This window comes from Anaerobacillus sp. MEB173, from assembly GCF_052119505.1.
GTDB lineage: Bacteria > Bacillota > Bacilli > Bacillales > JBJMAU01 > JBJMAU01.
Window position 1 is genome coordinate 217809 of record NZ_JBJMAU010000001.1, and the last position, 14072, is coordinate 231880.

General features: G+C 36.7%; 15 protein-coding genes and 1 riboswitch. Of the genes, 7 read left to right on the top strand and 8 right to left on the bottom strand.

Features of this window, described 5'->3' with window-relative positions:
• Positions 1–37: 37 nt before the first annotated feature.
• Positions 38–523, bottom strand: a complete 486-nt coding sequence (locus tag ACJ2A9_RS01060) for a CBO0543 family protein (RefSeq protein WP_441419749.1) — start codon at positions 521–523, stop codon at positions 38–40.
• Between the two features lie 194 nt (positions 524–717).
• Between ACJ2A9_RS01060 and ACJ2A9_RS01065 the strand changes: the two genes are divergently transcribed.
• Positions 718–906 (top strand): hypothetical protein, encoded by a 189-nt coding sequence (locus ACJ2A9_RS01065; protein WP_441419750.1) that lies wholly within the window; start codon positions 718–720, stop codon positions 904–906.
• 224 nt (positions 907–1130) lie between these two features.
• Positions 1131–2828 (top strand): methyl-accepting chemotaxis protein, encoded by a 1698-nt coding sequence (locus ACJ2A9_RS01070; protein ID WP_441419751.1) that lies wholly within the window; start codon positions 1131–1133, stop codon positions 2826–2828.
• Positions 2829–2938: 110 nt separating this feature from the next.
• Here ACJ2A9_RS01070 and ACJ2A9_RS01075 read toward each other — a convergent pair whose 3' ends face one another.
• Positions 2939–4228 (bottom strand): NCS2 family permease, encoded by a 1290-nt coding sequence (locus ACJ2A9_RS01075; protein WP_441419752.1) that lies wholly within the window; start codon positions 4226–4228, stop codon positions 2939–2941.
• Positions 4229–4301: 73 nt separating this feature from the next.
• Positions 4302–4401, bottom strand: a riboswitch (purine riboswitch).
• 263 nt (positions 4402–4664) lie between these two features.
• Between ACJ2A9_RS01075 and ACJ2A9_RS01080 the strand changes: the two genes are divergently transcribed.
• Together ACJ2A9_RS01080 and ACJ2A9_RS01085 are read left to right on the top strand one after the other, a co-directional pair.
• Positions 4665–4916 (top strand): hypothetical protein, encoded by a 252-nt coding sequence (locus ACJ2A9_RS01080; RefSeq protein WP_441419753.1) that lies wholly within the window; start codon positions 4665–4667, stop codon positions 4914–4916.
• 222 nt (positions 4917–5138) lie between these two features.
• Positions 5139–5663, top strand: a complete 525-nt coding sequence (locus ACJ2A9_RS01085; RefSeq protein ID WP_441419754.1) for a nitroreductase family protein — start codon at positions 5139–5141, stop codon at positions 5661–5663.
• A 94-nt stretch (positions 5664–5757) separates the two neighbouring features.
• Here the strand turns inward: ACJ2A9_RS01085 and ACJ2A9_RS01090 are convergent, their stop codons facing one another.
• A complete protein-coding gene (locus ACJ2A9_RS01090) occupies positions 5758–6699 on the bottom strand; it encodes an AEC family transporter (RefSeq protein ID WP_441419755.1) in 942 nt (313 codons plus the stop codon).
• A 162-nt stretch (positions 6700–6861) separates the two neighbouring features.
• Between ACJ2A9_RS01090 and ACJ2A9_RS01095 the strand changes: the two genes are divergently transcribed.
• On the top strand, positions 6862–7041 hold the full coding sequence (locus tag ACJ2A9_RS01095; RefSeq protein WP_441419756.1) for a hypothetical protein: 180 nt from the start codon (positions 6862–6864) through the stop codon (positions 7039–7041).
• Between the two features lie 35 nt (positions 7042–7076).
• Here ACJ2A9_RS01095 and ACJ2A9_RS01100 read toward each other — a convergent pair whose 3' ends face one another.
• A complete protein-coding gene (locus tag ACJ2A9_RS01100; RefSeq protein WP_441419757.1) occupies positions 7077–8168 on the bottom strand; it encodes a GerAB/ArcD/ProY family transporter in 1092 nt (363 codons plus the stop codon).
• Positions 8169–8329: 161 nt separating this feature from the next.
• Positions 8330–9709 carry an amidophosphoribosyltransferase gene (gene purF, locus ACJ2A9_RS01105; RefSeq protein WP_441419758.1) on the bottom strand — a complete coding sequence of 460 codons (1380 nt, stop codon included), beginning with the start codon at positions 9707–9709 and terminating at the stop codon, positions 8330–8332.
• Between the two features lie 137 nt (positions 9710–9846).
• On the opposite strand from purF, the gene ACJ2A9_RS01110 reads away from it, so the two are divergent.
• On the top strand, positions 9847–10236 hold the full coding sequence (locus ACJ2A9_RS01110) for a rhodanese-like domain-containing protein (RefSeq protein WP_441419759.1): 390 nt from the start codon (positions 9847–9849) through the stop codon (positions 10234–10236).
• A 41-nt stretch (positions 10237–10277) separates the two neighbouring features.
• Here ACJ2A9_RS01110 and ACJ2A9_RS01115 read toward each other — a convergent pair whose 3' ends face one another.
• Positions 10278–10421 carry a hypothetical protein gene (locus tag ACJ2A9_RS01115; protein WP_441419760.1) on the bottom strand — a complete coding sequence of 48 codons (144 nt, stop codon included), beginning with the start codon at positions 10419–10421 and terminating at the stop codon, positions 10278–10280.
• A 236-nt stretch (positions 10422–10657) separates the two neighbouring features.
• Between ACJ2A9_RS01115 and ACJ2A9_RS01120 the strand changes: the two genes are divergently transcribed.
• A complete protein-coding gene (locus ACJ2A9_RS01120) occupies positions 10658–11977 on the top strand; it encodes a diguanylate cyclase domain-containing protein (protein WP_441419761.1) in 1320 nt (439 codons plus the stop codon).
• A gap of 36 nt (positions 11978–12013) precedes the next feature.
• On the opposite strand, the gene ACJ2A9_RS01125 is transcribed toward ACJ2A9_RS01120, so the two are convergent.
• Positions 12014–13021 carry a FecCD family ABC transporter permease gene (locus ACJ2A9_RS01125; protein WP_441419762.1) on the bottom strand — a complete coding sequence of 336 codons (1008 nt, stop codon included), beginning with the start codon at positions 13019–13021 and terminating at the stop codon, positions 12014–12016.
• The gene (locus ACJ2A9_RS01130; protein ID WP_441419763.1) at positions 13018–14028 is read right to left on the bottom strand and encodes a FecCD family ABC transporter permease; all 1011 of its coding nucleotides are present in this window, start codon (positions 14026–14028) and stop codon (positions 13018–13020) included. Before ACJ2A9_RS01130 ends, ACJ2A9_RS01125 begins: the two co-directional genes overlap by 4 nt.
• Between the last annotated feature and the right edge of the window lie 44 nt (positions 14029–14072).

Sequence of the window (14072 nt, forward strand, 5' to 3'; positions counted from 1 at the left end):
AAGATAAAGGTCGTTTCTATCGTATTAAGAAATAATATTAATTTGCTTTTTGCCTATCATTTTGATCCATGATGTAGAGTATTAGGCGAAAGAAATATTTAGCGAATGTGATCGTGATCAATGAATGAAACCATGTCCATCCATTCCTATAGCGAATAAGGTTAGTGTTTCTCTCCATCCAGATTTCAGTTAATACTTGTGGCAAGATAAAAAGCCAAGCTTTTCGTAAAATAGTTTTCCAATGATCTTGGTAAGTAGCTCGATAAAACCACGTAGAAAATAATGAACAGAAAATATAATCATAAATGATACTGCTTTTATATATAGATGGAAGTAATCTTACCGGGTATTTTAAATAACCTTTTTTCGCTAAGAAAGGAGCAACAAAAATATTTGAATATGAGTTCAGTAAAAAACTTAGCATCCATTTCCGATAATTTCTTCCTGCCATTGTCAATGGAATAATGATGATACATAAGGCCACTAAACGGTTTAGTACTTTTTTTTCAAATGTATAAAACATCATATCACCTGCTACTGATCAATATTGTAATTCAAACAAATTTATCTTGCCCAATATGAAGGATTCAATGCGTTTTTAGACATATATGACATAAATTGTCCTAACGGAGTATTTTTTTCGCAAAAATTTCATATACTGTATAAAAGTTAACAAAATGTTCAAATAGTACTCTCATAGAGTAGGTGGTGATTTCCGTGGAATTGGGATGGCTTCAAACATGGTGGCCTATTGTAGCAATCAGCTACTTTTTTGTCATTGCATTTATCGTTTTTGTGGAACTGAAAAGACCAAAAGACCCAACAACAACGTGGGGTTTTGTAGAAGTTAACCGAAAGGATCAACAAGATAAAATAAAGGATTATGACTCTTATCGAGATATGTGAAAGTAGAAATATATATAAGAAATAAAGTAATAAAGAGGAATTCGATGATGGACAACTTCGGATTCTTTTTTTGTTGTTTTTTGTAGCAAAGGAAGGTAAAATTTGATGATGGTGTGACTTTTATCACAGTTATAAACATATTTAACGATTACCATAAAGTAAAATAGTCTATTAATTATATTTATAATAATTTAATAATTAAACTACATAAGGAGCTTAGTCATATGAATAAAACACTAACTGGTCAACTTGGAATCATAATTGTTTGTATTATCTTTCTTTCGATGATCATTACTTCAATATCCAACTACTTAGTCAGCTATTCAAAAACTTACGAAGCAGCTGGGATCGAAGCTGTTGGATGTGCAAACATTACAACTGGATTAATTGATCCAAATGAACTAGGAGCAATTATTCGTGGAGAAAAAGACGTAGCACAACTTCAACAAACATTAGACTGGACGACAGATCATAAACAAATTTTTGAAACGCAATATGTACTCCTTGAGGATGGGATGATTGTCGTTGGTGATACGAATTTAGAGCGTCAGGGCTTTAAAGCCGGAGATCAGTTTTACATTGATAAAGATGCCATTGAATTAATTTTAAAAACGAGGCACCCTCAATATTCAGAAATATATGAGTATGGTGGAATGAAGCGAATTACTGGTTATGCCCCAATTTTTCAAGACCATGACCCAACGAAAGAAATCATTGCTTTTAATGCCATTGATTTTAACGCAGAAATTGTGAGTGAGAGAACATGGGCTTCCGTGAAAGACAGTTTTTTACTTGGTTTACTGCCAATGGCTGTTGCTTGTCTCTTAACAATTTGGTTTATAAGAAGAAAAACAAAACCAATTACAATGCTCATTGATTATGCAAAAGCATTGGCAAGCGGGGATTTAGCAGCGGAAAAAGTAACAGTTAAAAACAAAGATGAAATTGGTGAATTAGCAGCAAATTTGCATCACATGGCTGATAATTTTAAAGGACTTATAGAGCAAATTGGCACAAGTGCTGAACAGGTAGCAGCTTCAGCCGAGCAACTAACAGCAAGTGCCGAGCAAAACAATAGCAGTGCTATCGCCATTACGACAACCGTTCAAGAAGTTGGTATTGAGATGGACCGCCAAGTTCAAAGTATTGAAGAAACGTCGTCTACTGTAGATATGATGAGTGGGGGCGTTCAACAAATCGCCAGACATGCAAAGAGTGTATCACAAGCCGCAGTCGAAGCAACAGAAAAAGCAGCTGAAGGTGGTCAATCTATTCATACAGCAGTACAACAAATGAACTCGATAAATTCAACATTTGATGATTTATCAGACGTTGTAAAAGGATTAGGCAAACGATCAGAACAAATCGGACAAATTATTGAAGTGATTACTGAGATTGCTAAACAAACTAATTTATTAGCATTAAACGCAGCAATTGAGGCTGCCAGAGCAGGAGAGCACGGACGAGGATTTGCTATTGTGGCTGATGAAGTACGCAAATTGGCTGAGCGGTCAGCCCAATCTGCTGACAAAGTGTCTGAGATTATTTCAATGATTCAGGTTGAAACTGAGAAGACGATTCAGTCGATGGAAATTGCAACAAATGAAGTCAGCTCCGGTATTAAAGTAGTCAACACTGCAGGAGAATCATTCCAAGAGATTGAGCATTCAGTCAATAATGTGACATCGCAAATTCAAGAAGTTTCTACTGCTGTACAACAAATATCTGATGGTTCAGAGCAAATTGTCCAATCGATACAGTTCATTTCACGAGCAGCCGAACAAACTGCATCGGGCACTCAAGAGGTGTCCTCAGCTACTGAAGAACAGCTTGCATCAATGGAGGAAATATCGTCATCCGCACAGGCACTTGCCCGAATGGCTGATCAATTGAATTCCGTAATTGCAAAGTTTAAAGTATAGAACAAAAAAAAGGATCGTGCAGCAGTTTTCGCTTGCATGATCCTTTTTTTTGTTCGTTATTAAATAAAGAAAATATGCCGGTATCTAACTTAAGACCTGCACTTTTCTTATTAGTGGGCAGGGAAGAAGATCATTTGAATAATGAAGATTACACCGAATACGTATAAAATAGGGTGTACTTCTTTTCCTTTTCCGCTTACAAGCTTCATTAATGGATACGTAATAAAACCAATAGCAATCCCTGTTGCAATACTTGATGTTAACGGCATCGTTAAAATAATCGCAAATGCCGGGAATGCATCATCAAATGTTTTCCAATCAATACGAGAAAGTCCTTCCATCATAAAGCATCCGACAATAATAAGTACAGGCGCTGTGATCGCTGGCAACGATGAAATCGCAGCGATAATCGGTGAGAAGAACATCGCAAGTATGAAGAGAATAGCGACAACAACTGCAGTCAAACCAGTTCGACCGCCCGCAGCAACCCCTGCTGAGGACTCGATGTAAGCACTTGATGGACTCGTACCGAATGTTGAGCCGACTGTAGTTGCTAATGCATCAGCCATTAGTGCATTTTTTGCTCTTGGGAATTTGCCCTCTTTCATTAAACCTGCTTGTTCAGCGACACCGATCATTGTTCCCGTCGTATCAAAAATAGTTACAAGTAAAAAGGCAAATACAACTGTATACAAGCCGTAAGAAAATACGCCGGCAATATCTAAATCAAAGAACACTGGTGTTGGCGGCATTGAAACAACACCGTCAAAGTGAAGCAGATTAAAGAAATAGCCAACAACTCCGGTTATAATCATACCAATAAATAGAGCTCCATTAATTTTTCTAGCTAACAAAATAAGAGTGAGAAATAAGCCGAATAAAGATAAGATGGTTACCGGCTGATGCAAATCACCAAATGTGACCATCGTATCAGGATTAGGAACAACAATCCCTGACATTTTCAAGCCAATAAAAGCGATAAATAACCCAATTCCTGATGTGATTCCATATTTTAATGAATTGGGAATTGCTTTAATTAATACTTCCCTTATTGATGTGAGCGATAAGATTACAAATAGAACCCCAGCTAAAAAAACGGTACCAAAAACAACTTGATAAGGCACACCATGGGTAGCGACGACACTTGCGAAATAAGCATTCATACCCATTCCTGGTGCGATCGCGATAGGATATTTAGCAAATAATCCCATATATAATGTACCAATGACTGCAGATATGATGGTTGCCATGAATACTTGTTCAAACGGAACCCCTGCTGAGGATAAGATAGCGGGATTAACAATGATAATATAAACCATTGTTAGGAAGGTTGTTATCCCGGCAATAAACTCAGTTCTTGGCGTAGTCCCATGCTCTTTTAAATTAAAAAATTTCTCCATTGTAAACCTCCAATAAGTATGTACACCATTAATGTGCCAAAAAAACAAAAAAATCCTAACTACAAAAATGGATAGACGTCTGCCATCCATTCGTAGTTAGGAATTATCGGTTCCTTCTAGAGACCCTCAAACCGTATTATTGAGGATATACGAATCAAATATTGCACATTTTTTCTTCCATAAAGAATAATAAACCAAACATTAAGTTAATGTCAACGTTTTAATATTCGTGTTTTCAAGGTTTTGAAAAAATATCAAGCATTTATTCTATTACACAAATGATTAAGGTATCTCTAGAGCATCATCCGATTTTTTATGACTGTTTATTTATTGAATTATGGAAATAGTTAAAGCGAATTACTTTTTTTGTCAAAATCTCTTCATTATTTCTTCAAAATTTAATCATATTATTCAATTAGAAAAGGAGATGATGATAATGAAGAAAATCGTTGTAACAGTAATAGCGGCGTCAATGGTCATCATGGGATCAGCTCAAGCTTTTGCAATGGAGGAAAATACAACTCGAAACAGCAATGCCTATGGAACATTCAACTTCGGGCAGAAATTATTGCAACATGAAAATATGACAGTTCAAGATGTAAAGTATATGTACGCTGACCACCATGGAATAGTAGGGGCAATGCCTAGCAATAAATTTGAAAAGCATGATGAATGTATGGCGGAGTAGAAAACCTTCTAAATTATTTTATTTAGAAAAACCCCTAACAAAGTATGAGCATGAAGCTCTTTAACAAATAAAAAAAGAGACGAAAATCAATGTGATTTACGTCTCTTCTTTGTATGGTAGTAAATTATTTTCAAATAAAAAAGAATTATTGTATTTATTTAACAGATTTGCTTAAATTGGAGTAAATCGATCAAAATAATTTTTTATAGGGGGAGTATGATTATGGAATTTAATCAAGTAGTCAGTAATCGCCGTGAAATTACTAGTTTTTCAAATCGACCCATCCCGAGTGAGGTGCTCGATTCGATTGTTGAAGTGGCGATTCTGGCACCAACTGGAAATAACTTACCTTCCAGAGAGTTTATCGTTGTCCAAGAGCGAAAGATGCTTGATCACCTGTCAGAAGCGACTCCTTATGTAAAGTGGTTAAAGGAGTCACAAGCAGCTATTGTTATTACCGGACGTCCCAATATTAGTAAATACTGGCTTCAAGATGGCTCAATCTCTAGTGGCTATATTTGGCTCTCAGCAGTTAATGAAGGAGTAGGATGTGCGTTCGGAGCAATTTTAAATACAACTGATAATGAAGAATCAGAACAAAGAGAAGGCTATGTCAGAGATGCATTAACAATACCAAAGGATCGCCGCATCCTGGCAATTTTAGGCTTAGGATACGTGAAAGAAAATCCGAAAAAGAAACAGATGATACCAAAAAACGAACTCGTCCATTATGAAACATTTGAGTGAGAGGAGGTTTTTTTCTTAATCTTGTAAATTAAAAATAATAAGCAAAAAGCCCACTTCAGCACAATGAAGTGGGCTCTAACAATATTTAAGCATATTACAGCTTCAAAATTGTAATGATTACATACATCATCACTGGAATCGTTAATAATGAAGAAATCGTCGAAAAAATCGTAACCATTGCTGCCGTTTTTTCATCGGCATGATACTTCGCAAAAATAATCGGCGCCGTGGTGATTGTTGGCATTGTTGCTTGAACAAGCAAAATAATGACTATATCATGCGGCAATGGGACAAAGGAAACAACGAGTAATGCCAATAGAGGGAAGATGATTAGTTTTATCGTTACTGCGATTGTGATCGTTTTTATGGAAACAGTTGTTTTCTCTTTTAATATCGTATGAATAAGCATACCGATATAGATCATTGCTAATGGTGTAGCTAAGCTGGCTAATGATCCTGTCACGTCAAGGACGAAGGAAGGTGGTTGAATATTCAACATGACCATTGATAAACCGATGACAATGCCCGCCATCGGCATATTTAATAATGGCTTAAATAATCCCAAACTCATCTTACTTTTTCCTTGTAATAACATCACTCCAAAAGTCCACAAAACAAAGGTCATTCCTGTATCAATAATTGCTGCAAAAAAGGCCCCCTTTGCTCCAAATAAAATTGCACATAGGGGAATGCCGATTAAGCCAGTATTTCCTAAAGCTGACAATACACTTATTTGCCACGATTCTTCCCCTGACACTCTAAAAATTTTTGTCATAAAAAAACTTAGCAAAATACCAATGACATTAATACATACCGATAAAAAAAACAAGCCAAATACTAAACGAAGTAAGTTATCCTCGACATTCAATTGAAAAATTCCTGTGAAAATCAAGCCGGGTAAAGCAACATTCAGTAATATAAAAATGAGTAATTTCTTCACATCGACCGTTAATGGAATTTTCCTTCCTATAAACACGCCAATTGCAATAATGACGGTCATCTTTAAGATCGTAGTAAGTAATAACAGTAAATCCACCTGTAATAACCTTCTCTCCATTTTGCTACCAAAGAGGCCCTCTTATCCTATTATCTATACGCTTTTTCACAATTTTTGTTATCATTATTTAGAATTATTGTTATTATAATAGCAAGATTAATAGATTATTTAGCAAATAATATGAAAGAATGAGGGATCAGTATGAATCGTTATCACTGCTGTGCAAGCTGTAAATGGTTCCGTGTAGAAAAAAACAGTGGTCAGAAAACAACCTACCACTGTCGCAGACTTGGATATGCAACAAATCCAAAATATCAGTTTAACTGTTGGGACCCTAAGGAAGCTGTAATAAAAAGGATGAATAGAACAAATTCAGAATAATTGAAGTAACAGGTTTTGTATGGAAGAACTTCATATCAATGGCTTGTCCGCAAACCGATATAAGCAATAGCAACTCCCGATATTGAAACAATGATTGCTAATTTTGCAGCAAGTTGTGAAAGCTCCCCGACTTCAGCCATATTGTCAGGAAGAAATGCAATGAGAAATGCAAGAAAACTAATAATGGCTGGTAAAGATTTTGACTTTTCATTTTTGTTAAATGCTTCTTCTAGCATGACAATACATAATAGTTTGTGTGTTGAAATGGTTGTAAATAGTGTCATAATCCAGATCGATAACAATATTGGTTCAAATCGCTCAAGGAACCCAATAATTTCAATGTCTTTAGCTATTTCCATTGTAGGGTATGTAACTACTTTCGTCATATCTACTGTCAGAACAGCATAACAACTAATCGTGATCATGATAAAGACGACTGTTACAATTAAAGACGAAATCGTTAATGGTACAACCTTTAAATCTTCTTTTTTCAAATATGACATCAATACGAGATAAATGGGAAAACCACCATAATATGGAAAAGCACTTGGTAATATTCCTTTGAATACAGGAGAAACGCCTTCAGGTAAGATTGGTAACACTTCACCAAGTTTCATATTCCCAATATTAAACACAATGACAAAAAGTAAAACGGCAACAATCAATGGTAGAAACATTAAATGAAGATGGACAACACCTTGTACACTTTTAGAAACAGCATAAGACGTTACGAGTAACATAATAGCTACAATTACTTCTGATGGTGTCTGAGTTAAAAGATACATTTCAGTTGTATCAGATAAAACTCGAACGACAACTCCAATTGCTATTAAAAAGTAAAAAACGGCAATACACACAAAGATATTTGCTACCCATTTACCAACTTTTCCTTTACGTATGTAAGCGGTTAATGTCTGTTGAGGATAATTACGTTGTAGTCTAGTATAGACACTAATTAAAATAGCTAAAAGAAGGCCATTGATTAATAAGGAAATCCAGCCATCTGCTGTTCCAACTTCTTGTGCTAACGTTCTTGGAATAATGAGAATAGCACTCGCGAAAACATATGATATAAATGAAACATTTAATTCCAACGGTTTAATATGAAAGTTATTGTTTTTGGCCATATTCATCCCTCTTATTTGTTATGTTTTACCTAACAGAGAGGGATTATGTATAAATTGGAATCCTTAGCAAAATGTCGTAAAAGATGAAAGGGAGAGGAGTAACAAGGCACGAAATTGATACACGCACCTTGTTAGGCTTTGATGGTTAGAATTTTACAATTCTATTTTAGATAAAGTTTTGTCGGGTAGGCCCCGCTAAAACATGCAATACATCTGTTGCTTGTATCTGCGAGGTTTACATCGACAACCTCTAGTAACCCCTCGGTGCTTAAAAAGGCCAATGTATCAGCACCGATTGATTGTCCCATAGCTCGTTCATGTTCATGACGATTTGCAAACAATTCTTCCTTCGTCGGCATATCAATTCCATAATAACAAGGATTGCGAACCATTGGTGAACTTATGCGGACATGAACTTCCTTGGCACCGGCATCACGGATGAGCTGGACAATCCGTTTACTCGTTGTTCCTCTGACGATTGAATCATCAACAAGTATGACTCTTTTTCCTACAAGAATTTCTTGAACAGTACTTAATTTGAGCCGCACAGCAAGCTCGCGTAGTTCTTGTGTTGGCTCAATGAAAGAACGACCGGTATATGGGTTTTTAATCAGTCCCATTTCATAAGGAATCCCGGATTGCTGAGAAAAACCTATAGCTGCAGGAACGCTAGAATCGGGAACGGCGACGACGACATCTGCTTCTGTCGGATGTTCCTTTGCAAGAACCTGACCTAATTCTTTACGAATTGATAAGACGCTTCTGCCTTGGATGACACTATCAGGGCGTGCAAAATAAACAAACTCAAACGAACAAAGCGATAGCTCTTCTTTTGGTGCAAAACGTCCTGTTTGAATTCCGCTTTCGTTAATAAGTAGCCACTCACCAGGATCAACATCTCGCCAAAACTTCGCATTAACCGCATTTAAGGCGCAAGTTTCAGAAGCAGCAACTACGGCGTCACCGATTTTTCCTAGAGAGAGTGGCCGTAAACCATGGCGGTCAAGAGCAATGAGCATCTGCTTTTCTGTCATTACTAATAAGGCGAATGAGCCATCGATTCTATTAAGTATATGGGGGCCTGCTTCTTCAAATCGTTTTCTTTTTGACCTTGCGATGAGGTGGGCAATAACTTCAGTATCTGTTGTTGTTTGAAAAATACTTCCTTGATCCTGTAAAACTTCTCGTTCAATTCTGGCATTGATGAGATTACCGTTATGAGCAACAGCCAAATCTCCCTCACTGTATTTAAAAACGAGCGGCTGTGCATTTTGAATTAAGCTTTCACCAGAAGTAGAATAGCGAACATGCCCAATTGCAAGATTTCCACTCATATTATTAAGAGTTTCACGTGAGAAAACTTGACTTACCAACCCCATTCCACGATGATGTTTAAACCTTTCTCCATTACTTACAACAATCCCGGCACTCTCCTGACCCCGATGCTGAAGAGCATGAAGTCCATAATATGTTAAATGTGCAGCTTGGGAATGATTGAAAATGCCAAATACCCCACATTTCTCCTTCATTTCAGAAGACATCGTAATCCCCTCCCGTAAACAGTATTTTTCTATTTTTTACTAAATATTTATTTCTATCCAACAATATCAGAGATAAATTACAATTGACGTACATACCCTTTGCGGTATATCATAAAAATGAAGAGGGAGGCTTGAAAATGGTAAAAAAATTGATATTTTATACGATTTCTTTAACATTACTCACGGTTTTATTCGGCTGTAATCAATCGTCAACAAATGAGATTACACATATCAATGTTGATCAATTAACAGAAATGCTTCAAGAACAAAATGAAGACGTGTTCTTTGTTGATGTTCGTGAACCGCACGAATACAATGAAGGTCATATAAAAGAGATGACAAATGTTCCATTAAGTCAGTTAGAAAATAGCTATCAGCAAATACCGACTGATAAAAAGGTAGTTATTATTTGCAGAAGTGGAAATAGAAGTGTGCAAGCTGCCCATTTTTTGATGAAACAAGGTTATCGTGATCTAGTTAATGTCGAAGGTGGAATGCTTGAATGGAGTGGGGAAATTATTAATTAAAGAATAGTGAGTCATAAGGTCGGTATGATGATTACCGACCTTTATTTGTCTTCAGTTTTTGGAAGGAAACCTCTTTCTTGTGCAAGTTTCAGTTTGACTTCGTTATAAGAAAGACCTGAGTGAGCATTAAGACGTTTCACTTCATCAATATTTGTCCCAGAAACAGTTTGATGTTTGCGTTTCATGATGACCTCTCCAATCATATGATTTTATGCTAGTATTTGCAATCTGCAATAAAGTAGTCACTGTATATTGAATAGTGTGACCGTTATCATGTGGTTTTTTTAATTTTTTTTGTAAAATAAATTGTACGAAATTTATCATAATTGTGGAATTATAACTCTACTATTTTTATATCTTTTAATATAAAATACTTATAGGTTTACAATATAAACTATATTAAAATAGAGGAAAGTGGATTATGGATAATGTTCTAAAGGAACTTGCTGATATTAAGTATGCATTAGATCAGTCATCTATAGTTGCGATTACGAGTCACAATGGAGTGATACAATACGTAAATGAACAATTCTGTAAAATCTCTAAATATAAGAAAGAAGAATTGCTAGGTAAAGATCATCGAGTTCTAAATTCGGGATATCATTCTAGAGATTTTTTCAAGAACATGTGGAAGACAATTAGGGATGGGCAGGTTTGGAAAGGAGAAATTCGCAATCGTGCAAAAGACGGTTCGCTTTATTGGGTCGACTCGACAATTGTTCCTTACTTAGACGAAGATGGAAAGGCCTACCAATATGTGTCAATCCGCAACGACATTACCGCTCGAAAAACGATGGAAGAAAAACTCAAAAAAAGCGAGGAAAAATATCGTTTAATTACCGAAAATACATCAGACTTAATTTCAATTATCGACAAGGAAGGAAAACCTATCTATAATTCACCATCTCATAAAACAATGCTCGATTATGAGATGTCGGTTATTGAATCTAATAATTTGATTAATTTCGTTCATGAAGAAGATCGGGATATCGTGATCAATGGAGTAAAACAGATTTACGCAACTAGAAAAGGTCATACACAATTAGAATATCGACTTCAAACAAGAAGTGGAAATTATATTCACGTTGAATCGAAAATCAATCCAACGCTGGATGAGACTGGCAATATTGATAATCTTGTCTTAGTAACAAGAGATGTTACCGAGAGAAAGAAATCAGAGCAAATGATTTATCACTTTGCATATCATGATCCGTTGACTGATTTACCGAATCGCAGACATTTTATGGAGCGATTGCGGTGTGAAGTTGAGCGTGCAAAGTGTTACCACTTACAGCTTAGTGTGATGTTTTTAGATATTGATCGTTTTAAATTTATAAATGATTCATATGGTCATGAGATTGGTGATCAATTATTAATTACTGCTTCAAAACGAATTAATGGAAGTGTCCGTAACAAAGATGTGGTTGGACGTTTAGGTGGTGATGAATTTATTATTTTATTAACTGATATTACATCGAAAGAAGAGATTCACTCGATCGCTGAAAGGATTTTAGCGAACCTTCAGAGGCCAATTAGTTTGTTTAATCAATTACTTTCCATTTCTAGCAGCATTGGGATTGCCCATTGTCATTCAGATGGAATAGATGCGGATCTTTTATTAAGACGAGCAGATCTTGCCCTTTATTCAGTGAAAAAAAATGGGAAGAACGGTTATGCATTTTTTTCATCAAACATGGAAGAAGATACAATTGAGCAATTGAATTGTGAGGAAAAAACGTAAAAAAGAGGATGTCACTTATGAGACATCCCCCTTTGCTTATTTTTTTAATAATAAATACATAAAGTATGGTGCACCAATGAGTGCTACCATGATTCCAGCCGGAATTCCATCTGGATCAAGGAAATTGCGTCCGATCGTATCTGCGACAAGTAATAACCAACCCCCAATTAAAACGGCTACAGGTATAAATAGTTGATTTCTAGGGCCGACAAGGGCTTTCGCAATATGTGGTCCCATAAGGCCAACAAAGGTAATTCCTCCTGTTACAGAGACTGCGGAGGCGGCGAGAGCAACAGCTGTTAATAATAATACAATTCTTTCCCTTTCTATCGCTAAGCCAACACCAATTGCAACAGGTTCACCAAGACCAAGTACATTTAGCCGGTTTGCTTTGTAAAGGGAGAAGGGAATAAGAATAATTAACCAAGGCAGAATCGCCCATATAAAAGGCCAGTCTGCACCCCAAATATTTCCCGCTAACCATTTCGCAATAAAATCTACTTTTGCTCTTTCTGCTGAAGAGACGAGGACAATCATCAGCCCGGAAAGTGCCATTGAAAATCCGATCCCAATAAGCACTAAACGTACAGGCTGAAGCCCGGCATTCCGATCGTAGGCAAATAAATAGATTGCTAATGCTGTCAATAACGCTCCACCAAAAGCAACGAGTGGCAGCATATAGACAAATGCCCCGGCATTAATTGGAAAAAACAGAAAGAAAACAGCAATCGCGGCACCGGCACCAGCATTGATTCCGATGATTCCAGGATCAGCTAAATCATTTCGGGTTAAACCTTGTAAAATTGCACCAGATAAAGCGAGGGCCATTCCTGCTAATAATGTAATAATCATCCGCGGCAAGCGAATCGAAAACAATACAAATTCTTCCTTAAACGTACCTTGTCCTAATATAGTAGGGAGCAGTCGGTCATAGGAGAGAGAGGAATAACCTAAACCCATCCCAATTACACTAGTAACGACAATTAATAAAAATAAAATAATAAGAACAATGCGCTGTTTTCTTAGTATAGCTGGATGAATCATGAGAATGCCTTCCCTCCTTTACGAACAATGAATAAAAAGAACGGCAGCCCCATTACTGCAACTATGGCTACGACTGGCGTTTCATAAGGAGCATTAATTGTACGTCCAACTGTATCAGCGAGCAGCATAAATGTGGCACCAGCAATGACTGACATCGGAATGATAAAACGATAATCCGTTCCAACAATTGCCCGTACGATATGAGGAATCATTAGGCCAACAAATGCAATATTTCCAACAAGCGCAACAGAGGCACCAGCCAGCAAAATAATAACTAGAAAGAGAATGACCTTTATTACTGTTGTATTTTGTCCTAACCCAACCGCAACCTCTTCATTTAAGCTGAGAATGGTCAGCTGTCTGGAAAGGAAGAGTGCAACAACAATCCCTATTACAATAAATGGGACAATGATTTGAAGCTGTCCCCATGATGTACCGATCATACCACCAGCTGTCCACATCGAGATATCCTTTGATACTTTAAAATAAATACCTATGGCTTCGGCAATTGCATAAAGAAAGGCAGACACAGCAGCACCGGCTAAAACAATCCGGAGTGGCGAAAAGCCGCCTTTTTTCATGGCACCAATTCCAAAAACCATAATGGCACCAACTGCAGCACCAAGAAAACAGGCGAGCATAATACCGAAATAATTCGTTGATGGGAAAAAGGCAATCGTAATTGCAAGTGCAACATTTGCTCCAGCTGTTAAACCTAATAAACCTGGATCTGCTAGTGGATTTCGTGTTATTCCTTGCATGACAGCACCAGAAACAGCAAGTGCTGCACCAACAAAAACTGCAGCCACTTCCCGAGGTAAACGGATTTCCCGCACGATCGATATTTTTTCCCCTGATGCATTTGTTGTCAGTGCAAGCCACACATCTTTTACGGATATATCAGCTGCTCCAAATACACATGCAGTAATAAACATAGTAATAAAAAGCAAGAATCCAATAGTTAATTTAAGTGCAAATTGAGTTGAATGTAGGTTTTGTTTTGTCATTAGCCATCATCTTTTCTTTCTTAAAATAGTAGAAGAGGATATCT

Coding starts and splice junctions, on each gene's coding strand:
- ACJ2A9_RS01080 (WP_441419753.1), top strand. CDS start 4,665: ATGAAGAAAATCGTTGTAACAGTAATAGCGGCGTCAATGGTCATCATG.
- ACJ2A9_RS01085 (WP_441419754.1), top strand. CDS start 5,139: ATGGAATTTAATCAAGTAGTCAGTAATCGCCGTGAAATTACTAGTTTT.
- ACJ2A9_RS01095 (WP_441419756.1), top strand. CDS start 6,862: ATGAATCGTTATCACTGCTGTGCAAGCTGTAAATGGTTCCGTGTAGAA.
- ACJ2A9_RS01120 (WP_441419761.1), top strand. CDS start 10,658: ATGGATAATGTTCTAAAGGAACTTGCTGATATTAAGTATGCATTAGAT.
- ACJ2A9_RS01110 (WP_441419759.1), top strand. CDS start 9,847: ATGGTAAAAAAATTGATATTTTATACGATTTCTTTAACATTACTCACG.
- ACJ2A9_RS01115 (WP_441419760.1), bottom strand. CDS start 10,421: ATGAAACGCAAACATCAAACTGTTTCTGGGACAAATATTGATGAAGTG.
- ACJ2A9_RS01130 (WP_441419763.1), bottom strand. CDS start 14,028: ATGACAAAACAAAACCTACATTCAACTCAATTTGCACTTAAATTAACT.
- ACJ2A9_RS01070 (WP_441419751.1), top strand. CDS start 1,131: ATGAATAAAACACTAACTGGTCAACTTGGAATCATAATTGTTTGTATT.
- ACJ2A9_RS01125 (WP_441419762.1), bottom strand. CDS start 13,021: ATGATTCATCCAGCTATACTAAGAAAACAGCGCATTGTTCTTATTATT.
- ACJ2A9_RS01100 (WP_441419757.1), bottom strand. CDS start 8,168: ATGGCCAAAAACAATAACTTTCATATTAAACCGTTGGAATTAAATGTT.
- ACJ2A9_RS01060 (WP_441419749.1), bottom strand. CDS start 523: ATGTTTTATACATTTGAAAAAAAAGTACTAAACCGTTTAGTGGCCTTA.
- ACJ2A9_RS01075 (WP_441419752.1), bottom strand. CDS start 4,228: ATGGAGAAATTTTTTAATTTAAAAGAGCATGGGACTACGCCAAGAACT.
- purF (WP_441419758.1), bottom strand. CDS start 9,709: ATGTCTTCTGAAATGAAGGAGAAATGTGGGGTATTTGGCATTTTCAAT.